This window comes from Streptomyces sp. NBC_00443 (genome assembly GCF_036014175.1).
In the GTDB taxonomy this organism is placed as follows: domain Bacteria; phylum Actinomycetota; class Actinomycetes; order Streptomycetales; family Streptomycetaceae; genus Streptomyces.
The window spans coordinates 2,343,943-2,364,741 of record NZ_CP107917.1; the positions used below are offsets into that span (position 1 = coordinate 2,343,943).

Genomic DNA, 20,799 nt, shown 5'->3' on the forward strand with positions numbered 1-20,799 from the left:
GGGACGTTCGTCAGACGTTCGTCCAGTTCCGTCGTGCTTCACGGGTGTGGGAAACTGGTCTAGACAACCCTGAACACCGAAGGGCAGCATCACATGGCTGAGCGCCGCGTCAACGTCGGCTGGGCCGAGGGCCTCCACGCCCGCCCCGCCTCCATCTTCGTCCGAGCCGCCACGGCCACAGGCGTCCCGATGACGATCGCCAAGGCCGACGGCAACCCCGTCAACGCGGCCTCCATGCTGGCCGTGCTGGGCCTGGGCGCCCAGGGCGGCGAGGAGATCGTCCTCGCCTCCGACGCCGAGGGTGCGGACGTCGCCCTCGACCGTCTGGCGAAGCTGGTCTCCGAGGGCCTCGAGGAGCTGCCCGAGACGGTCTGAGTGACCTGAGCGGGACTCCACAGCAAGCGGTGAAGCCGCGTCCGCCTTTCCGGCGGGCGCGGCTTCGCTGTTTTGAGCAGGCGGCTTCCTGATGTGAGGCAGCCGGTCCCGCTTTTTGAGGTTGGCGGCCCGAGAATTACCCGCACACCTGAAAAAGGGCAGCGGAAATTACCCGCCTCCGAATATCCCTCTTTGTATACGGCGCCCGTGTTAATGCCGCAGGCTCGGCATGTTTACGGGATGTTGCGAATTCCTCACACGCTCCGCGCGATCACCTCGGGAGCCGAAGCGCAGCCGGTGCGCGGAGATCGAGCGCTCGGTGTGCAGCGCCGTGATCGCGCGGGCGCGCTCGCCGTCGCCGCGCGCCACCGCGTCCACGATCGCGCCGTGCTCGGTCCAGGACTCCACGGGGTCGGCCGGTGCCTCGACGGCGTACATCCAGGCGATCTTGTGGCGCAGCTGGGTCAGCATCGAGGTCAGGGCCGGGCTGCCGGAGGCCTGGGCCAGCGTCTCGTGGAACCAGCCGCCCAGCGAGCGCAGGTCCTCGCTGTTTCCCCGCCTTGCCCGCTCCTGGCCCAGCCTGACCAGGCCGCGCAGGACCTTCAGATGGGCCTCGGTGCGCCGCTGGGCGGCCCGGGAGGCGCCGAGCGGCTCCAGGAGGGTGCGCATCTCCAGCAGGTCGGAGGCTTCCTGTTCGCTCGGTTCGGCGACGCACGCGCCCGCGTGCCGCCGGGTCACCACGAAGCCCTCCGCCTCCAGGGTGCGCAGGGCCTCGCGCACGGGGACGCGGGAGACGCCGTAGCGGCGGGCAAGGAGTTCCTCGGTGAGCCTGCCGCCGCGCGCGTGGACCCCGGCGACGATGTCGTCCCGGATCGCGGTGCATACCGAGTGCGCCGGAATACGCATGACCGACCTCCGCCTTAATCCCCGTGAAACGTCGACGAATGACGTGTGTTCAGTGACTCTATTGCAACCGGCGGGAATTTCCGACGGGAGGCCGGAATCCATGGATATTTTTTGGACAGCGGGTCGTTCGAAACGCCGAAAGCCCCGGCTCGGGGAGCCGGGGCTTTCGGAAGACGCAGGGGCATCAGCAGTGGGGCGTCAGATGTTCACGCCGTGCGAGCGCAGGTAGGCGACGGGGTCGATGTCGGAGCCGTACTCCTGCGTCGTGCGGGCCTCGAAGTGCAGGTGCGGCCCGGTGACGTTGCCGGTGGCGCCGGACAGGCCGATCTGCTGACCGGGAGTGACCGTCTGGCCCACCGAGACGGCTATGGACGACATGTGGCCGTACTGGGTGTACGTGCCGTCGTTCATCTTGATCACGACCTGATTGCCGTACGACCCGCCCCAGCCGGCCTCCACGACGGTGCCGGAGGCCACCGAGTGGACCGAGGTGCCGCTGGCGGCATGGAAGTCGACGCCGGTGTGGCTGCCGGAGGACCAGACGGCGCCGCCGGCCTTGTAGCCCGTGGAGACGTACGAGCCGGAGATCGGGGCGACGTAGGACAGCAGGCGCTTGCGCTCGGCCTCGCGGGCGGCGCGCTCCTTGGCCTCGCGCTCCTTCTTCGCCTTTTCGGCGGCCTTCTTGCGCGCGGCCTCCTCGGCGGCCTTCTTGCGGGCCGCGGCCTCCTTGGCTGCCTGCTCCTGGGCGGCGGCCTGGGCGTCGATCTGGTCGGCGATCGAGTTCTCGACGGAGACGACGGGGATGAGGCCGGTCTGCTCGACGGCCGGTTCGGCGGCGAGCGCCGGGGCGGCCAGGGTGCCGATGACGCCGGTGGCGGTGAGTGCGGCGACGCCCGCGGCGCGGGCGGTGGTGCGCTCGAAGCGGCTGGGGCGACGGTGCTTGCCCGTGGAACGCTTCCCGGTGGCGCAGGTGAACGCCATGAAGTGGCTGGTCCTTTCCTTCCTTCTCGCCTACCGGGTTAGCTGACGGGTTCGGAGCAGGAAGGTCTCCTACGGACCCCCTCGCGGCTGCGCGGGCGTCCGATTCACCCCAGGGACTTCTGGGCCCCTCCAGCCGCGAGGCGGTAGGAGGGCGGGTCCCCGGCTCCCCTGGCTCGCGCCGTACGGGGACTCGGCGATGACTGTCCGGTGCCGCGGGCGCGGCGGAGTGCCTGACGGACAGCCCGGAAGACGCTAAACGGGGCATCTTTCAATCCCCAAACGGATCCTGCCTTTTGTAGTGCATCCCACAGGTCAGACAGGCAATCTCTCCCTCAATTCGGGCATAAAGGGGCCCTGGTGACTCTTTGGTCACCAGGGCCCCTACGCGTGCGTGCCGTCTCCGGCGCCACGCTTGTCCCTACTCGGCCGCCACGACGCTGACTTCACCGATGCCGAGGGCCTCGACGGGCTCCCGGATCTCGGCCGCGTCGCCGACGAGGATCGTCACCAGACGGTCGACCGGGAAGGCGCTCACGGCCGCCGCGGTGGCTTCGACGGTGCCGGTCGCGGCGAGCTGCTGGTACAGCGTCGCCTGGAAGTCGTCGGGCAGGTGCTGCTCGACCTGGTCTGCCAGCGTGCTCGCCACGGCCGCGGCCGTCTCGTACTTCAGCGGCGCCACCCCGACGAGGTTCTGCACGGCGAAGTCCCGCTCGGCGTCGGTGAGTCCCCCATCGGCGACACCGCGCAGGACCTTCCAGAGGTCGTCCAGGGCGGGACCGGTGTTCGGGGTGTCCACGGAGCCGCTGATGGCGAGCATCGCCGCACCCGAGCCGTCCGGGGCGGAGCGCAGGACCTGCCCGAACGCGCGCACACCGTAGGTGTAGCCCTTCTCCTCGCGCAGGACCTTGTCCAGGCGGGAGGTGAGGGTGCCGCCGAGGCAGTACGTGCCGAGGACCTGCGCGGGCCAGACGCGGTCGTGCCGGTCGGGACCCACGCGGCCGATCAGCAGCTGCGTCTGGACGGCGCCGGGGCGGTCCACGATCACGACGCGCCCGGTGTCGTCCGCGGTCACCGGCGGGACCGGCCGGGGCTGGGCCGGAGACCCGGTCCAGGCTCCCAGGGTGTCGCCGAGGAGGGCGTCGAGGTCGACGCCGGTGAGGTCGCCGACGACCACGACGGTCGACGTCGCCGGGCGCACATGCCGCTCGTAGAAGGCACGTACGCCCGCGGAGTCGATGCCGGCGACCGTGTCCTCGGTGCCCTGGCGCGGGCGGGACATGCGCGAGGTCGCCGGGAACAGCTGCCTGGACAGCTCCTTGGCGGCGCGGCGCGAGGGGTTGGCCAGCTCGTGCGGGATCTCGTCGAGGCGGTTGCGCACCAGGCGCTCGACCTCGGCGTCCTCGAACCCGGGCGCCCTGAGCGCGTCGGCGAGCAGGCCGAGCGCCTTCGGGAGACGGGAGACGGGCACCTCGAGGCTGACGCGGACGCCGGGGTGGTCGGCGTACGCGTCGAGTGTGGCGCCGCAGCGCTCCAGCTCGGCCGCGAACTCCTCGGCGGTGTGCTTGTCGGTGCCCTCCGAGAAGGCACGCGCCATGATCGTGGCGATGCCGTCCAGGCCCTTCGGCTCGGCCTCCAGGGGCGTGTCCAGGAGGACCTCGACAGCGACGACCCGCTGGCCGGGGCGGTGGCAGCGCAGGACCGTCAGGCCGTTGTCCAGCGTGCCGCGCTCCGGTGCCGGGAACGCCCAGGGCCGGGCCTGGCCGGCCTGGGGCTGCGGGTGGAACTCCATGCTGGCGAGCTCGGTCACTGCGCCGACTCCTCGTTCTCGTCGGTGGTCCCGGCGGGTGCGGCCCCGTCGGGAGCGGCTTCCAGGTCCTCGGCCTCGTCGGCGACCGGCTCGTACACCAGCACCGCGCGGTTGTCGGGACGCAGACGGGCCTGGGCTACCGTCTGGACCTCCTCAGCGGTGACGTCGAGGACGCGCTGCACGGCGGTGAAGGCGAGCTGCGGGTCGCCGAAGAGGACGGCGTACCGGCACAGTTCGTCGGCGCGGCCCGCGACCGTGCCGAGCCGGTCCAGCCACTCGCGCTCCAGCTGGGCCTGCGCGCGCTCCATCTCCTCGGCGGTGGGGCCCTCCTGCGCGAAGCGGGCGAGCTCCTCGTCGACGGCCGCCTCGATGACGGGCACCTCGACGTCGCCGGACGTCTTCACGTCCAGCCAGCCCAGGGAGGGCGCCCCGGCCAGGCGCAGCAGGCCGAACCCGGCCGCCACGGCCGTACGGTCACGGCGTACCAGCCGGTTGTAGAGGCGGGAGGACTCGCCGCCGCCGAGGACGGTCAGCGCCAGGTCGGCGGCGTCGCACTCGCGCGTGCCGTCCGTCGGGAGCCGGTAGGCGGCCATCATCGCGCGCGCGGGGACGTTCTCCTCGACGACCTCGCGCAGCTGCTCGCCGATGGTGTCGGGCAGCGAGCCGTCGCGGGGCGCGGGCTTGCCGTCGTGGGACTGGATGGAGCCGAAGTACTTCTCGACCCAGGCGAGCGTCTGCGCCGGGTCGATGTCGCCGACGATCGACAGGACGGCGTTGTTGGGCGCGTAGTAGGTGCGGAAGAACGCGCGGGCGTCCTCCAGACCGGCCGCGTCCAGGTCGGCCATCGAACCGATCGGCGTGTGGTGGTAGGGGTGCCCGTCGGGGTACGACAGGGCGGTCAGCTTCTCGAACGCCGTGCCGTACGGGACGTTGTCGTAGCGCTGCCGGCGCTCGTTCTTGACGACATCGCGCTGGTTTTCCAGGCCCTCCTCGTCGAGCGCCACCAGGAGGCTGCCCATGCGGTCGGCCTCCAGCCAGAGCGCGAGCTCCAGCTGGTGGGCGGGCATGGTCTCGAAGTAGTTGGTGCGCTCGAAGCTCGTGGTGCCGTTCGGCGAGCCGCCCGCGCCCTGGACGAGCTCGAAGTGGCCCGTGCCCTTCACGCTGCTCGAACCCTGGAACATCAGGTGCTCGAAGAGGTGGGCGAGTCCGGTACGGCCCTTGACCTCGTGGCGGGAGCCGACGTCGTACCAGAGGCAGACCGCGGCGACCGGCGTGAGGTGGTCCTCGGAGAGCACCACGCGCAGGCCGTTGGCCAGGCGGTGCTCCGTGGCGGTGAGGCCGCCGGATTGTGCCTCCGGTGTGGCCGTGTGACCCATGGGCAAGGTGTCCTTCCGGTCGCGTGCACTGCGTTGTGTCGAGTGGTTCGTGCTCAGTTCCTGCCACTGTATGCAGCGTCCGAAGGGTCGGCGAAGTTCCCGGTCAGAACGCCGGGCCGGTACGCGGGTGAGTGCGGGCCCGCGTCGACGCGCGGGGCGGCCCTCAAGCACGGCTCGCCGTCCCCTCCCGCGCCCCTGCCGAACGGGGCCGGCCCGGGACGCGCCGACCGTGCCCACAGGGCGTACTCGGGCTCGTACACCCCGCGACCTGGCACGGTGCCCGCCGATCACTCCGGCGAGTGAACGGTCTCGCGGCGCGCGCTTGCCTTCGACTTCTCCGGCCGCAAGCGCGGTCCCGGACCATGATGTTCGTGCCCCACCCCTCCCCTCCGTCGCGGGGGAGGCCCGGCGTCGGCGACACTTCTGCGATGCCGGGTCGGAGCCCAACATCGGGTCCTGGTCGGTGGTTGTCAGTGCCGCGGTCCACAATGGTCCGCGTCAGATCCGCAAACGCTCGAGCGACCAGAACCAGAGGAGCCGGCAGCGATGGCCCGCCGCAGCACGAAGAACCCGCCGCCCGAGGACTCGTACGAGGAGAAGATCCTCGACATCGACGTCGTCGACGAGATGCAGGGCTCCTTCCTCGAGTACGCGTACTCGGTCATCTACTCCCGCGCCCTGCCGGACGCCCGCGACGGCCTCAAGCCCGTGCACCGTCGCATCGTCTACCAGATGAACGAGATGGGCCTGCGCCCCGACCGCGGCTATGTGAAGTGCGCCCGCGTCATCGGCGAGGTCATGGGTAAGTTGCACCCGCACGGCGACGCGTCGATCTACGACGCCCTGGTGCGCATGGCCCAGCCCTTCTCGATGCGCCTCCCGCTGGTCGACGGCCACGGCAACTTCGGGTCGCTGGGCAACGACGACCCGCCGGCCGCCATGCGGTACACCGAGTGCCGGCAGGCCGCTGCGACCAGCCTGATGACCGAGTCGATCGACGAGGACACGGTCAACTTCACGCCCAACTACGACGGCCAGGAGCGGGAGCCGGTGGCGCTGCCCGCCGCCTTCCCGAACCTCCTCGTCAACGGCGCGTCCGGCATCGCCGTCGGCATGGCCACGAACATGCCGCCGCACAACCTCTCCGAGGTCATCGCGGCCGCCCGCCACCTGATCCGCCACCCGAACGCGGATCTGGAAACGCTGATGAAGCACGTCCCGGGCCCCGACCTGCCCACCGGCGGCCGGATCGTCGGCCTGGCCGGCATCCGGGACGCGTACGAGACGGGCCGCGGGACTTTCAAGATCCGTGCCACGGTCGAGATCGAGACCGTGACCGCCCGCCGCAAGGGTCTCGTCGTCACCGAACTGCCCTTCACGGTCGGCCCGGAGAAGGTGATCGCCAAGATCAAGGACCTGGTCGGCTCGAAGAAGCTGCAGGGCATCGCCGACGTCAAGGACCTCACCGACCGCGCGCACGGCCTGCGCCTGGTCATCGAGATCAAGAACGGCTTCGTGCCGGAGGCGGTCCTGGAGCAGCTGTACAAGCTGACGCCGATGGAGGAGTCCTTCGGCATCAACAACGTCGCGCTGGTCGACGGCCAGCCCCTCACCCTGGGCCTGAAGGAACTGCTGGAGGTCTACCTCGACCACCGCTTCGAGGTCGTCCGACGCCGCAGCGAGTTCCGCCGCAGCAAGCGCCGCGACCGACTGCACCTGGTCGAGGGCCTGCTCACGGCCCTGGTCGACATCGACGAGGTCATCCGCCTGATCCGCTCCAGCGAGAACAGCGCACAGGCCAAGGAGCGCCTGATGGAGCGCTTCTCGCTGAGCGAGGTCCAGACCCAGTACATCCTCGACACGCCGCTGCGCCGTCTCACCAAGTACGACCGCATCGAGCTGGAGGCGGAGAAGGAGCGGCTGAACGAGGAGATCGCCGAGCTGACGCGTATCCTCGACTCGGACGCCGAGCTGCGCAAGCTGGTCTCCGCCGAACTAGCCTCGGTCGCCAAGAAGTTCGGCACTGAACGCCGTACGGTCCTGCTGGAGTCCGCGGGTGCGCCGGTCGCCACCGCGTCGCTTCAGGTGGCGGACGACCCGTGCCGGGTGCTCCTGTCCTCGACGGGTCTGCTCGCCCGTACGGCGAACGGCGACCCGTTCGCGGAGGACGGCGAGGCGAAGCGCTCCAAGCACGACGTGATCCTCTCGGCGGTGCCGGCGACGGCCCGCGGTGAGGTGGGCGCGGTGACGTCCACGGGCCGGCTGCTGCGGATCAACGTCGTCGATCTGCCACAGCTGCCGGAGACCGCGTCGCGGCCGAACCTCTCGGGCGGCGCACCCCTGTCGGAGTTCGTCTCCCTGGAGGGCGACGAGACCCTGGTCTGCCTGGCCACGCTCGACGAGTCCTCCCCCGGCCTGGCGATCGGCACGGAACAGGGTGTCGTCAAGCGCGTGGTGCCCGACTACCCGACCAACAAGGACGAGTTGGAGGTCATCACCCTGAAGGAGGGCGACCGGATCGTCGGTGCGATCGAGCTACGCACGGGTGAGGAGGACCTGGTCTTCATCACGGACGACGCACAGCTGCTGCGCTATCAGGCCGCGCAGGTCCGCCCGCAGGGCCGCGCCGCCGGCGGTATGACGGGCATCAAGCTCACCGAGGGCGCGAAGGTGATCTCTTTCACGGCCGTGGACCCGGCGGTCGACGCGGTGGTGTTCACGGTCGCGGGCTCGCGCGGCACGCTGGACGACTCGGTCCAGACGACGGCCAAGCTGACCCCGTTCGACCAGTACCCGCGCAAGGGCCGTGCCACCGGTGGCGTGCGCTGCCAGCGGTTCCTGAAGGGCGAGGACTGCCTGGCCCTGGCCTGGGCGGGCGCCGTCCCGGCACGCGCCGCGCAGAAGAACGGCACCCCGGCAGACCTCCCGGAGATCGATCCGCGTCGCGACGGCTCGGGGGTGTCGCTGCCGAAGACGGTGTCGGTGGTGGCGGGCCCGGTCTAGACCTCCTCGAAGGCCCCGATCTCCGGGTCCTGGCCCTCCGGGTCCTGGCCCTCCGGGCCCTGGTCCTCCGGGCCCTTTACGTAGCGCAGAACGCCCCACATGCCGTGCTCGTCGGCGTGCGGGGCGTCGCTCTTGCACGCCTGAAGGTCCTTGGCCAGGGCAGCGGAATCGATGCCGGAGCCGATGAGCACGAGCTGGGTGAGGCGGGCGCCGGCGGCCGGCCAGGGCTCCGGGTAGAAGCGGAGGAAGCGGCCGACGACGTGGACGGCATAGCGGTTGTGAAGGTCGTACGGGCCGAAGTCGACGTACCCCTTGATGCGGTAGAGCCCCTCCGGCCTGCTGTCCAGGAAGTCCATCAACCGACGTGGGTCGAGGGGAACTTCGGAGGTGAAGGGCAGACTGTCGTAGCCGGTGTGCAGATGGCCGCAGTGGTCCTCACCGTGCTCGTGCGGACCGTCGTACTCGTCCGGACCGTCGTGCTCATGCAGGCCGTCGTGCTGGTGCGGGCCGTCGTGCTGGTGCAGGTCGTCGAAGGACAGCTGCCCGATGCGCTCCTCGCCGGGACGGCAGTCGAAGAGGAACTCGGGGTCGATACGGGCATAGGTGGCGGGAACGACGGCAGCACCGTCAGTGAGATCGCGGACCAGCCCGAGGATGCGCTCGCCGTCCTCCGCGCGGTCCAGCTTGTTGACGACAACGAGGTCGGCGAGGGCTAGATGCCGGTCGACCTCGGGGTGCCTGGCGCGCGTGTCCTCGAACTCGGCGGCGTCGACGACCTCGACGAGTCCGCCGTACACGATGCCCGGATGCTCGCTGGCGAGCACCATGCGCACGAGTTCCTGGGGCTCGGCAAGGCCGCTGGCCTCGATGACGATGACGTCGATGCCGGTGGAGGGCCGGGCGAGCCGCTCCAGGTAGACATCCAGCTCACTGGAGTCGACGGCACAGCACAGGCAGCCGTTCCCGAGGGAGACGGTGGAGTCGCCGAGCGCGCCGGCGACGGCCATGGCGTCGATCTCGATGGCTCCGAAGTCGTTGACGATGGCGCCGATGCGGGTGCCGCCGCTGCGGTGGAGGAGGTGGTTGAGCAGAGTCGTCTTGCCGGAACCGAGGAATCCGGCGAGGACGACGACCGGAATCTGCTGCGGCACGGGGCTCGGCTGACTCAACGTGCGACCTTTCTCACGCCGACGAGTGCACCGGCTCACGGGTCCGGCGCGCGTACGAAGATTGAATGCCGACCCAGGATACGAGCCGGAAGAATCACTGCGAAGTGAACGATTGTTAGCAGCACTTGCCGGGCAGACGTTGGGCATGGCGCCGGAGCGTGCGACCCTCGCTTCCCTCCGTGCGCCGCCTCTCCGCCTCCCCGCCGATCAGAGCCGCTCGGCACTCTGGGAGACGGCAAGCGCCGCCCACGGCTCGCCGGTTCCCTCCAGTCGACCCGCACCCCGACGACCGGCGGACGGCCGTTTGATCGGGGGTAATTGACATGGCCACACGGAAAATCACAGCGGGGAGGCTGGCCACGACTGCGGCCGGCTTACTCCTCGCCACCGCCACATTCACGCTGGCCTCGCGTCAGCGGCGTCTGGAAGAGGCTCGCCTGCAGATGAGGCGGCTGGAACTCGAGGAACTGGCCTCCCGGCGCGAGGCGCTGGAGCACCAGCAGCGAATGCACTGGGAACTCCTGGCCAAGGCGATCGACGACCCCTCGCTGGCCGCCGTCATCGACACCTACGACAAGAGCATCCCCGCCGAGAAACGGCGGCAGTTCTTCTACGCCAATGCCTGGTACGTCAACCTCTACCACCTGTACCGGATGGGGATCCTGGACCTCGACGAGCTGTTCGGACGGCTGCGCGAGATCTTCCAGAGCCCCGTGCTGCGTGAATACTGGGAGGCTTCCCGAGGACAGCGCGCCACTCTGGAACCGTCGTCGGACGAGGCAAAGATCGGCCGCATGGTGGACGCGCTCATCAAGGACCTAGACGAGGCCGACACCGACGAATGGTGGGTGGTGGGCAACCCGCCGATCATGTAATCACCCCTGCAGGGGACTCCCATGAGCAGGCGACGCGCACGCATCAGGAACCGGACCAGGACACTTCGCCCGTGCAGCCGCACAGTCATCACAAAGCCCAGTAAGGTGCTGCCAAATCACCAAGCCCAAGAACCTTCGAAGGACCGGTAACCCTTGAAAATCGTGCGCCGCATCGGTGTGCCTCCAAGCGCCCGGGGCAGTACATCGGGAGCCAACTGCCCCGATGTGTTCGAACTCAGTGACGGCAATTTCGCCGTCATCGGCACCGAGGCCACCGAGGCGCTTGAGCCGGAACTGCCCGCCGACGCCGCCCGCGCCGACTACGAGCGCATCGTCATCGTCAGCCGGGAGACTCTCATCCGCGCCAAGGCAGACATCCCCGACGCCTGAGACCACCGCACGAGCACGCGTCCACCCCAGACCCGTACCGTCACGCTCCCCCGGCCGCGCGCAACCGTTGAGCGAGCCGGGCCACCGACCCCGCGAGCAGCCGGCACCCCGTCACTGCTCGATCTCCACCGATGAGGCCTGGCGCCAGAACGGCTCCAGGCCACACGTGTGTCAGCCCCTCGAGCCGCCACCCCCACTCAAGTCAGGTTAGGCTCACCTCTGTGAGTACGTGCTCAACCGTCTCGCAGGACCTCGACGAGCCCATCGCGGGGACCGCGGCGAACGCGACGACCTGGCTGTTGCTGGAGCAGCCCGGCCCGTGGGGTGCCAAGGCGCTCACGCAGAGCCACCTAAATCCCGCCCTGGGCCGCGCCCTGGAGGCGGCCGCGCTGGGCACGAGCGTGCGCGTCGCGCTGATCCGTCGCCCCGGTCGGCACGCCGACTGCGGGATTCCGGCCGAGCGCCGGGTCTACGTGGCTCACACCACCCCTGGCAACGTATGGCTGCACTCCGCCACCACTCGCGACCCCCGGCACCTGCTCGACCTGGACTTCGCCGCGCTCGGCAGGGGCGACCACCGCTCCTTCGGCTCGGCGCTCCAGGGGCGGCCCCACACCGGCGACCCGCTCGCGCTCGTCTGCACCAACGGCAAGCGGGACCGCTGCTGCGCGCTCCTCGGCCGCCCGCTCGCGGCCGAGCTCGCGGCCTCCGGCGTGGACGGCGTCTGGGAGGTCACCCATCTGGGGGGACACCGGTTCTCACCGACGCTGCTCGTACTGCCGTACGGCTACGCCTACGGCCGGGCGCAGGCCCACGCCGTCAAGGATGTCCTGCACAGCGTCCAGCAAGGCCGGATCGTGGTCGAGGGGTGCCGCGGGAACTCGGCCTGGGAGCGACCGGGCCAGGCGGCCGAGCTGGCCGTGCGCTCGACTGCGGGCGAGTACGCCGCCGAAGCCCTGAGCGTCGTACGGACGGACGGCGCGGCCCCGCGCTGGGAGGTGACGGTCGCCCACGTGGACGGGCGCCACTGGCGGGTCGTCGTCGCGCAGGAGGCCTCCGTGCCGCCGCGTCCCGAGAGCTGCGGTTCGGTGCTCGGCACGCCCGCGCGGATGGACGTCGTGGCGGTGCGTGAGCTCACGGTGACAACGGCACTCGCAAGCTGATCAGGTGCGTCGGCTCACCATCAGGTGGACCGGCTGCCCGACATCGATCAAGAGATCCACGCCACACCCCTCCAGGAGCGCCGACAGGCCCACGTACCGTCATGGGTATGAGCCGCACTCCCCCCGCACGTCGCCTGCGCCTCGCTCTGCCCCGCCGGATGTTCGCGCAGGTGCTGCTGATGCAGGTGGCGATCGCCGCGGGAGTCGCGGTGCTCGCGACCGGCCTGTTCCTCGCACCGCTCAGCGACCAGCTGGACGACCAGGCGATGCGCCGCGCGCTGTCGATCGCGCAGACCACCGCGGTGCAGCCCCGCATCGCCGAGGACCTGCAGAGCACCCCCGCGACGACCGGCGGGCCGGTCCAGCGGGAGGCGGAGCGGATCCGCGAGGCCACCAAGGCCGAGTACGTCGTCGTGATGGACCGGCGTGGGGTGCGCTGGTCCCACCCCACGCCGGGCGAGGTCGGCAGGATCGTCTCGACCGACCCGGGCCAGGCTCTCGCCGGTCACGACGTCATGCAGATCGACGACGGCACTCTGGGCCGCACCGCCCGCGGCAAGGTACCGCTGCGCGACGACGACGGCAGGATCATCGGGGCGGTCTCGGTCGGCATCGCCTACGACAGCGTGCGGGCAAGGCTGCTGCACGCCATCCCGGGGCTGCTGGCGTACGCGGGCGGCGCCCTTGCGGTCGGCGCGCTGGCCGCCTGGCTCATCTCCCGCCGGGTCCAGCGACAGACCCGGGACCTGGCCTTCTCCGACATCTCGGCGCTGCTCGCGGAGCGCGAGGCGATGCTGCACGGCATCCGGGAGGGCGTCGTCGCGCTGGACCGCACCGGCCGCATCCGCCTCCTCAACGACGAGGCGCGGCGCTTGCTGGGTATCGGTGACGAGGCCGTCGGCAGGTCCCTCGACGAGGCGCTCGGCGGGGGCCGTACGACGGACGTGCTGGCCGGCCGGGTGACGGGCACCGATCTGCTCACGGTCCGTGGTCAGCGCGTCCTGGTCGCCAACCGCATGCCCACCGACGACGGCGGTGCCGTCGCCACCCTGCGCGACCGCACGGAGCTGGAGCAGCTCGGCCGGGAGCTCGACTCCACGCGCGGACTGATCGACGCCCTGCGCGCCCAGGACCACGAGCATGCCAACCGGATGCACACGCTTCTCGGACTGCTCGAACTGGAGATGTACGACGACGCCGTGGAGTTCGTCGGGGAGGTGGTCGGCGATCACCGGGACACCGCCGAGCAGGTCGCCGAGAAGATCCAGGACCCGCTGCTCGCCGCCCTGTTGGTCGGCAAGGCGACCGTCGCGGCCGAGCGGGGCGTCGCACTGCGTCTCTCGGACCGCACCGGGCTCCCGGACCGGCTGATCGACCCCAGGGGGCTCGTCACGATCGTCGGCAACCTCGTGGACAACGCTCTGGACGCCGCCGCGGGCACCGCACACGCGGCCGTTGAGGTCGAATTGCGTGCCGAGGGGCGGACCGCGACCCTCCGGGTGCGCGACACGGGGCCGGGAATCCCGGAGGAGCACCGCGAGTTGATCTTCACCGAGGGGTGGTCCACCAAGAAGCCCCCGGCTCACCGTGAGCGCGGCATCGGGCTCTCCCTGGTGCGCAGGTTCGCCGAACGGCAGGGTGGCAGCGCGACGGTGGGCGAGGCGGCCGGCGGCGGCGCGGAGTTCACCGTCATCCTGCCCGAGGCACTCGCCGAGCCGGATCTGGAGCCTGCTCTCGCCGTGCCGTCAGATGCGCAGACCGTCGCCGAGGAGGAGTCGCGATGATCGAGGTCCTGGTCGTGGACGACGACACGCGCGTGGCGCGGGTAAACGCCGCCTACGTCGAGAAGGTGCCGGGATTCCACGTCGCCGGCGAGGCGCACAGCGCGGCCGAGGCGCTTCGTCAGGTGGAGGAGCTGCCCCGCGTGGACCTGGTCCTCATGGATCACTACCTGCCCGACGAGACGGGCCTCGCGGTCGTCCAGGAGATGCGCCGGCGCGGCCACCAGGCCGACGTGATCATGGTGACGGCGGCGCGGGACGTGTCGACCGTGCAGGCGGCGATGCGGCATGGAGCACTGCAGTACCTGGTCAAGCCGTTCGCCTTCGCGGGCCTGCGCGCCAAGCTGGAGGCGTACGGCGAACTGCGCCGCACCCTGGACGGCGGCGGCGAGGCGGAGCAGGCCGAGGTGGACCGCATCTTCGGCGCCCTGTCGGCGTCTTCGGAGCCCGACCTGCCCAAGGGCCACTCCCCCACCACCGCGGAACTCGTACGCCGCGCCCTGATGAATGCCGAAGGCCCGCTGTCGGCCCAGGAGATCGCCGAGCGGACCGGAGTGAGCCGTCAGACCGCCCAGCGCTATCTCAAGCTCCTGGAGCGCACGGGGCGGGCCCGTCTCACCCTCAAGTACGGTGACGCGGGTCGCCCGGAACACCGTTACGTGTGGGCGACCCGCGCCTGAGGCACGGCCCGTGGGGGCGGGGGAAGGAACCGTGCCCCTCCTTCATACGGATGCCGGCCGCGCAACGTATCAGCCGACCGCTCGGCGCACTGCCGGGACGATGCGGGCGTCCCCGATTTCCAGGACGGTGCGGGCGTCCCCGATTTCCAGGACGGTGCGGGCGTCCCCGATTTCCAGGACGATGCGGGCGTCCCCGATTTCCAGGACGGTGCGGGCGTCCTCGATTTCCAGGACGGTGCGGGCTCCCCGACCGCTCCGAACACCGCGCCTATACGGCCCCCGCCCCCGTCAGCGACCGCACCTCGACCTCCGCGTACTTGGCCTCGTCGGGGACTTCGGGCGAGATGAGCGTGCCGAGCCAGCCCGCGACAAAGCCCAGCGGGATGGAGACGAGGCCCGGGTTCTGCAGGGGGAAGTACTGGAAGTCGACGCCGGGGAACAGCGATTCGGGGCTGCCCGACACCACCGGCGACAGCACCACCAGCACCACGGCCGGGACCAGGCCCCCGTACACGGCCCATACGGCGCCCCGTGTGGTGAAGTCCCGCCAGAACAGCGAGTAGAGCAGCACCGGCAGATTGGCGGACGCGGCGACGGCGAACGCGAGTCCCACGAGGAAGGCGACGTTGAGGTCGCGGGCCAGCAGTCCGAGTGCGATCGCGACCACGCCGATGCCGACCGCCGCGACACGCGCCACGGCAACTTCGCTGCGGGGCTCGGCACGCCGCCGCCGTAGCGAGGCATACAGGTCGTGGGCCACGGAGGCGGAGGAGGCGAGCGTGATTCCGGCGACCACCGCGAGGATCGTGGCGAAGGCGATGGCGGCCACGACGGCAAAAAGAACCGTTCCTCCCGTGGAGTCCGCGCCGCCGCCCAGATCGAGGGCGAGCAGCGGAACTGCCGTGTTCCCGGCCGCGTTCGACCCGCGTACGGCCTCGGGCCCCACGATCGCGGCCGCGCCGAAGCCCAGTACGATCGTCATCAGGTAGAAGCCGCCGATGAGCCCGATCGCCCACACCACCGACCGCCGTGCCGCGCGAGCGGTAGGCACGGTGTAGAAGCGCGACAGGATGTGCGGCAGCCCCGCCGTGCCCAGCACCAGCGCGAGGCCGAGGCTGATGAAGTCGAACCGGGCCGTCCAGTCGCCTCCGTACTTCAGCCCGGGTGCCAGGAACGCCGCCCCGTGACCACTGCGCTCGGCCGCCGTGAGCAGCAGCCGGTCGAAGTCGCCGTGGAAGCGCAGCAGGACGAGCACGGTCAACGCGACGGTGCCGCCGAGCAGCAGGACCGACTTGACGATCTGAATCCAGGTGGTGGCCCGCATCCCTCCCAACGACACATAGATCACCATGAGCGCACCGACGCCGATGACGGTCCAGGCCTGCGCCGACTCCCCCTTGCCCCCGAGCAAGAGCGCGACCAGGGTGCCCGCACCCACCATCTGCGCCACCAGATACAGAACGGACACGGTGACCGAGGAAGTTCCCAGCGCGATCCGCACGGGGCGCTCTCTCATCCGCGCGGCGACCACGTCGGCGAGGGTGAACCGCCCGCAGTTGCGCACGAGTTCGGCGACGAGGAACAGCACCACCAGCCAGGCCACGAGGAAGCCCACCGAGTACAGCATTCCGTCATAGCCGAACAGGGCGATGAGTCCGGAGATGCCGAGGAAGGACGCAGCCGACATGTAGTCACCGGCGATGGCAAAACCATTCTCCATGGGAGTGAAGAGCCGGCCGCCCGCGTAGAACTCCTCCGCGGAACCACGCCGGTTACGGCTCACCCAGGTCGTGATGGCCAACGTGATCGCGACGAACACGCTGAACAGCAGCAGCGACAGCGTCTGATGGTCAACCGTCACGCGACACCGCCCTTCGCGACGCGCGTCAACTCCTGGGTGTCCCAGCGCAGTTCGAGCGCCGCCCGGTCCCGGCGCAGCCGCGCGTGACGGGCGTAGGCCCAGGTGAGCAGGAAGGTGGTGAGGAACTGCCCCAGCCCGGCAAGCATCGCCACGTTCACGGCACCCGCCACGGGCCGGGCCATCAGCTCCGGCGCGGTCGTGGCGGCCACGATGTACACCACGTACCACGAGAGGAAGATCACAACAGTCGGCACCACAAACCGCCGGTACCGGCTGCGCACCTCCTGGAAGGCCGCGCTCCGCTGCACCTCGAGGTACACATCGGCCGCACCCCGCTGAACAGTGTCCGGGACGTCCGCGGCACCCGACTCCCCCCATCCGGAGGCGAGGGCGTCGTACCAGGGGTCGTGGCTCGAGTGCATGCCCAAGCATGGACAGAACGGAAAGATCCCCGGATCGCGTTCTCCGGGGGCTTCACCCCATCAGGTGACTGCGGGAGCGCGGCAGCCTCCAACGGTGAGCGGCCTCACAGGGGCCACCCGCACCCGACGGCGATGCCGCGCGGGCGGTGCGGGTGGGATCCCAATCCGGCCGAAGGCGAAGCCGGGGCAGACCCCCGGTCCAAGCCGGCGCAGCGACTACGCGTCGATGCGCGACCGATCCAGCGTGGCCGCCGAGCTGGAGATGAACTCCTTGCGCGGCGCCACATCGTTGCCCATCAGCAGATCGAAGACCCGCTCGGCGGCCTCCAGATCGGTGAGGCTGATCCGGCGCAGGGTCCGGTGACGCGGGTCCATCGTCGTCTCGGCCAGCTGGTCGGCGTCCATCTCGCCGAGACCCTTGTACCGCTGGATGGAGTCCTTGTAGCGAATGCCCTTGCTCTGGAACTCCATGAGCTTGTCGCGCAGTTCCCGGTCCGAGTACGTGTACACGTACTTGTCCTGCCCCTTCTTGGGCTGGACGATCTCGATCCGGTGCAGCGGCGGCACGGCCGCGAACACCCGGCCCGCCTCGATCATCGGCCGCATATAGCGCTGGAACAGCGTCAGCAGCAGCGTCCGGATGTGGGAGCCGTCGACGTCGGCGTCGGTCATCATGATGATCTTGCCGTAGCGGGCGGCGTCGATGTCGAAGGTCCGGCCCGACCCCGCTCCTATGACCTGGATGATCGCGCCGCACTCGGCGTTCTTGAGCATGTCGGTGACGGACGACTTCTGGACGTTGAGGATCTTGCCGCGGATCGGCAGCAGCGCCTGGAACTCGGAGTTCCGGGCGAGCTTGGCGGTGCCGAGCGCGGAGTCTCCCTCGACGATGAACAGCTCGCTGCGGTCGACGTCGTCGCTGCGGCAGTCGGCGAGCTTGGCCGGCAGCGAGGAGGACTCCAGAGCCGTCTTACGGCGCTGCGCGTCCTTGTGCTGGCGGGCCGCGATGCGCGTACGGGCGGCGGCGACGGCCTTCTCCATGACGACCCGGGCCTGGGCCGCGGCGTCCCGCTTCGTGGACGTCAGGAACGCCTTGAGCTCCTTGGCGATCACGGTGCTCACGATGCGCCGGGCCGCCGAGGTGCCGAGGACCTCCTTGGTCTGGCCCTCGAACTGCGGCTCGGCGAGGCGGACCGTGACGACGGCGGTGAGGCCCTCCAGGGCGTCGTCCTTGACGACGTCGTCCTCGGCGACGCGCAGCATCTTCTTGGTGCGCAGCACCTCGTTCATGGTGCTGGTCACGGCCGTCTCGAAGCCCGCGACGTGGGTGCCGCCCTTGGGGGTGGCGATGATGTTCACGAACGACTTCAGGGTCGTGTCGTAGCCCGTGCCCCACCGCATCGCGACGTCGACGTCGAGTTCACGGGTGACCTGTGTGGGGGTCATCTGGCCGTGCTCGTCCAGGACCGGGACGGTCTCCTTGAAGGTGCCCTGGCCCGACAAACGGAGGACGTCGCACACCGGCTTGTCGGTGGCCAGGTACTCGCAGAACTCGCTGATGCCGCCGTCGAAGCGGAAGGACTCCTCGCCCTTGCTCCCGCCGTCGCCGAGGCCGAATTCGTCGCGGACGACGATGGTCAGGCCGGGCACCAGGAACGCCGTCTGGCGGGCGCGTTGGTGCAGCGTCTCCAGGGACAGCTTGGCGTCCTTGAGGAAGATCTGGCGGTCGGCCCAGTACCGCACGCGCGTGCCGTTGCGGGCCTTGGGGATCTTCTTGGTCTTGCGCAGGCTGCCGGTCTCGAACTTGGCGTTCGGGCCGTCGGCGGCGAAGGCTCCGGGGACACCGCGGCGGAAGCTGATGGCGTGCGTGTGGCCGTTTCGGTCCACCTCGACGTCCAGTCGCGCGGACAGGGCGTTCACCACGGAGGCACCCACGCCGTGCAGACCGCCGGAGGCGGCGTAGGACCCGCCGCCGAACTTGCCGCCGGCGTGCAGCTTGGTCATCACGACCTCGACGCCGGACAGGCCGGTCTTGGGCTCGACGTCGACCGGGATGCCCCGGCCGTTGTCCCGGACCTCCACGGAGCCGTCGTCGTGGATGATCACGTCGATGTGGTCGCAGTAGCCACCGAGAGCCTCGTCGACGGAGTTGTCGATGATCTCCCAGAGGCAGTGCATGAGACCACGGCTGTCGGTCGACCCGATGTACATGCCTGGGCGCTTGCGTACGGCCTCGAGGCCCTCGAGGACGAGCAGGTGCCGCGCGGTGTAGTTGGAACCGTCCAGGTCTGCTCCTGCCAGCAGCGCTGTGGACGGCACGGACGTCTCGGCGGTCACGCGGTTCGCTCCTCGCTGAATTTCAGATGAGGCCCTTGTGGGTAAGGGCACGGCTTCGGTCGCCGTCAAGAGGGTACCGAGGCCTGGTAGAGCCGTTGTAACGCCACCCTCGCGTGAAACACAGACTAGACCAGAGTCGCATGCGTGTTCGATCCCTCGATGGAGTGAAGCACATATCACGTTCCCTTCCAGGCATGAACCATTTAGGCTCCGGGCACGTCCTCATGAACAACCGGCAACCCAGCCGGGAGGACCCGACCTTGACCGACAGCGCGAAACCGTAAGCAAGACAAAGACGCACTACGGCACATTCGCCGCCAAACCGGCAGCAGCCAGCCGCCCCGGAAAAATTTCTCTCTGGGAGAAGCCGCGAGCGGGAACGTTTTGGGGCTGGTTGGATGTTGACCCTGGTACGACAGCTCGTCGAGCTAGAGAAGAGGCGACGTGACTACTGTTCTGACCCCCGCGAGCCCGCTGACGGCCGCTGACCGCTGCGACCGTTGCGGCGCCCAGGCGTACGTGCGTGTTGTCCTGCTGAGCGGCGGTGAACTGCTCTTCTGCGCCCACCACGGTCGCAAGTTCGAGCCGGAACTCAAGAAGATCGCCGCTGAGATACAGGACGAGACGGAGCGGCTGACGACCGTTCCCGCATCGACGTCCGAAGAAGAGCGCTGAACCTCGCATTAACGACGAGCCAGCTCCGGCACAGGCCGGTTGACGGGCGGCCGCCCCTGAGAGCAGGGGCGGCCGCCCGCGCTCATACCCCGCGAGCGCTCAGGCCCCTGTCAGCCGTCGGCATGACGCTCTTGCCCCGCGGCCCGCCACCCCAGGGTCCGTACGACCTCGGACACCCGCGTGTAGACACCGGGACTGCCCACGCGACCGCAGCCGGTGCCCCAGGACACGAGCCCGATCAGCCTCCCCTGGGCGACCAGGGGCCCTCCGCTGTCCCCCTGACAGGCATCCCGGCCCCCTTCCCGCTCCCCTGCGCAGACCATGCTGTCGGCCTGGTACCTGCCGTCACCACCGCCCGGATACGCCTGCTTGCACAGGGTGTCAGCCAGTACGTGCACCCGTGCCGCACGCAGGCTGCGCGGGTAGTCGCCCGCCCCTGTGACGTCTCCCCACCCGTAGACCAGGGCCGGTGTCCCCGGCACATAGGCAGGATCGCCGGCGCGGGCCATCCTGATGACCGAGCTCGCGGGAAGGGGCTGGGCGAGGGAGAGCACGGCGAAGTCGCCTGCGTTGCCGACATCGTCGTAGGCCGGGTTCACCCAGCTGTCGCGGACCCGGATCTCCTGACCCCGGCCGGACAACAGGTCCGTACGGCCCGTGATGACGGTGAAGTCGCGCACCTGGTGGGGCGGTGCCCCCATGACCTCCTCGCTGAGGCAGTGGGCCGCGGTGAGCACGGTGGTCCGGCCGACGGCCACGCCGACACAGAACTGACCCGCCCGCGTACCCCCGAACCGGTCACGGCTGGACAGCGCCACGGTCCACGGACTGTCGGTTACATCGACCGGGAAGCCGCCGACGACGACACTGTCGGCAGCCGCGGGGGCGGCGGACGCCAACGGTATGGCAGCCGCCACGGCCGCCAGGACCAGCGGCCGGGCGAGGGCCCGGATAAAGGGACGTCGCATGCACGCTCCTCACTCTGGAGTGGTCGTGGG

Annotated in this window: 17 protein-coding genes and 1 riboswitch; of the genes, 8 read left to right on the forward strand and 9 right to left on the reverse strand. The window is 70.0% G+C overall.

What is annotated here, in order from left to right; genetic code table 11:
• Window positions 1-93 precede the first annotated feature (93 nt).
• The gene (locus tag OHO27_RS10405) at window positions 94-375 is read left to right on the forward strand and encodes an HPr family phosphocarrier protein (RefSeq protein ID WP_328422515.1); all 282 of its coding nucleotides are present in this window, start codon (window positions 94-96) and stop codon (window positions 373-375) included.
• Window positions 376-585: 210 nt separating this feature from the next.
• Here the strand turns inward: OHO27_RS10405 and OHO27_RS10410 are convergent, their stop codons facing one another.
• The 4 genes from OHO27_RS10410 to OHO27_RS10425 all read right to left on the reverse strand — a co-directional run bounded on the left by OHO27_RS10410 (window position 586) and on the right by OHO27_RS10425 (window position 5,445).
• Window positions 586-1,281 carry a GntR family transcriptional regulator gene (locus tag OHO27_RS10410; protein ID WP_328422518.1) on the reverse strand — a complete coding sequence of 232 codons (696 nt, stop codon included), beginning with the start codon at window positions 1,279-1,281 and terminating at the stop codon, window positions 586-588.
• Window positions 1,282-1,479: 198 nt separating this feature from the next.
• A complete protein-coding gene (locus OHO27_RS10415; RefSeq protein ID WP_328422520.1) occupies window positions 1,480-2,262 on the reverse strand; it encodes a M23 family metallopeptidase in 783 nt (260 codons plus the stop codon).
• A gap of 13 nt (window positions 2,263-2,275) precedes the next feature.
• Window positions 2,276-2,468, reverse strand: a riboswitch (cyclic di-AMP (ydaO/yuaA leader).
• Window positions 2,469-2,680: 212 nt separating this feature from the next.
• Window positions 2,681-4,069, reverse strand: coding sequence for a M16 family metallopeptidase (locus OHO27_RS10420; RefSeq protein ID WP_328422522.1), 1,389 nt, complete (start codon window positions 4,067-4,069; stop codon window positions 2,681-2,683).
• Window positions 4,066-5,445, reverse strand: coding sequence for a M16 family metallopeptidase (locus OHO27_RS10425; RefSeq protein WP_328422524.1), 1,380 nt, complete (start codon window positions 5,443-5,445; stop codon window positions 4,066-4,068). Before OHO27_RS10425 ends, OHO27_RS10420 begins: the two co-directional genes overlap by 4 nt.
• A gap of 546 nt (window positions 5,446-5,991) precedes the next feature.
• Between OHO27_RS10425 and OHO27_RS10430 the strand changes: the two genes are divergently transcribed.
• Window positions 5,992-8,448, forward strand: a complete 2,457-nt coding sequence (locus OHO27_RS10430; protein ID WP_328422526.1) for a DNA gyrase/topoisomerase IV subunit A — start codon at window positions 5,992-5,994, stop codon at window positions 8,446-8,448.
• On the opposite strand, the gene OHO27_RS10435 is transcribed toward OHO27_RS10430, so the two are convergent.
• Window positions 8,445-9,617, reverse strand: coding sequence for a CobW family GTP-binding protein (locus OHO27_RS10435; RefSeq protein ID WP_328422528.1), 1,173 nt, complete (start codon window positions 9,615-9,617; stop codon window positions 8,445-8,447). The two genes, OHO27_RS10430 and OHO27_RS10435, sit on opposite strands and share 4 nt — an antisense overlap.
• 323 nt (window positions 9,618-9,940) lie before the next feature.
• Here OHO27_RS10435 and OHO27_RS10440 point away from each other — a divergent pair, with 323 nt between their 5' ends.
• From OHO27_RS10440 to OHO27_RS10460, 5 genes are all read left to right on the forward strand, one after another.
• Window positions 9,941-10,492, forward strand: a complete 552-nt coding sequence (locus OHO27_RS10440; protein WP_328422530.1) for a DUF6082 family protein — start codon at window positions 9,941-9,943, stop codon at window positions 10,490-10,492.
• Between the two features lie 153 nt (window positions 10,493-10,645).
• The gene (locus OHO27_RS10445; protein ID WP_328422532.1) at window positions 10,646-10,882 is read left to right on the forward strand and encodes a hypothetical protein; all 237 of its coding nucleotides are present in this window, start codon (window positions 10,646-10,648) and stop codon (window positions 10,880-10,882) included.
• A 221-nt stretch (window positions 10,883-11,103) separates the two neighbouring features.
• Window positions 11,104-12,045, forward strand: coding sequence for a sucrase ferredoxin (locus tag OHO27_RS10450; RefSeq protein WP_328422534.1), 942 nt, complete (start codon window positions 11,104-11,106; stop codon window positions 12,043-12,045).
• A 107-nt stretch (window positions 12,046-12,152) separates the two neighbouring features.
• Window positions 12,153-13,829, forward strand: a complete 1,677-nt coding sequence (locus tag OHO27_RS10455) for a sensor histidine kinase (protein WP_328422536.1) — start codon at window positions 12,153-12,155, stop codon at window positions 13,827-13,829.
• Window positions 13,826-14,506, forward strand: coding sequence for a response regulator (locus tag OHO27_RS10460; protein WP_328422538.1), 681 nt, complete (start codon window positions 13,826-13,828; stop codon window positions 14,504-14,506). Before OHO27_RS10455 ends, OHO27_RS10460 begins: the two co-directional genes overlap by 4 nt.
• 268 nt (window positions 14,507-14,774) lie before the next feature.
• On the opposite strand, the gene OHO27_RS10465 is transcribed toward OHO27_RS10460, so the two are convergent.
• The 3 genes from OHO27_RS10465 to OHO27_RS10475 all read right to left on the reverse strand — a co-directional run bounded on the left by OHO27_RS10465 (window position 14,775) and on the right by OHO27_RS10475 (window position 19,126).
• Complete coding sequence (locus tag OHO27_RS10465; protein ID WP_328422540.1) at window positions 14,775-16,367, reverse strand: solute symporter family protein; 1,593 nt, start codon at window positions 16,365-16,367, stop codon at window positions 14,775-14,777.
• Window positions 16,364-16,789 (reverse strand): DUF485 domain-containing protein, encoded by a 426-nt coding sequence (locus tag OHO27_RS10470; RefSeq protein ID WP_328422542.1) that lies wholly within the window; start codon window positions 16,787-16,789, stop codon window positions 16,364-16,366. The genes OHO27_RS10465 and OHO27_RS10470 overlap by 4 nt, the downstream gene beginning before the upstream one ends.
• Before the next feature lie 216 nt (window positions 16,790-17,005).
• Window positions 17,006-19,126, reverse strand: coding sequence for a DNA gyrase/topoisomerase IV subunit B (locus OHO27_RS10475; RefSeq protein WP_328422544.1), 2,121 nt, complete (start codon window positions 19,124-19,126; stop codon window positions 17,006-17,008).
• A 444-nt stretch (window positions 19,127-19,570) separates the two neighbouring features.
• Between OHO27_RS10475 and OHO27_RS10480 the strand changes: the two genes are divergently transcribed.
• Entirely contained in the window at window positions 19,571-19,801 is a 231-nt protein-coding gene (locus OHO27_RS10480) for a DUF7455 domain-containing protein (RefSeq protein ID WP_266685298.1), read from the forward strand.
• 110 nt (window positions 19,802-19,911) lie between these two features.
• On the opposite strand, the gene OHO27_RS10485 is transcribed toward OHO27_RS10480, so the two are convergent.
• Window positions 19,912-20,769 carry a serine protease gene (locus OHO27_RS10485; protein ID WP_328422551.1) on the reverse strand — a complete coding sequence of 286 codons (858 nt, stop codon included), beginning with the start codon at window positions 20,767-20,769 and terminating at the stop codon, window positions 19,912-19,914.
• Window positions 20,770-20,799: the final 30 nt, after the last annotated feature.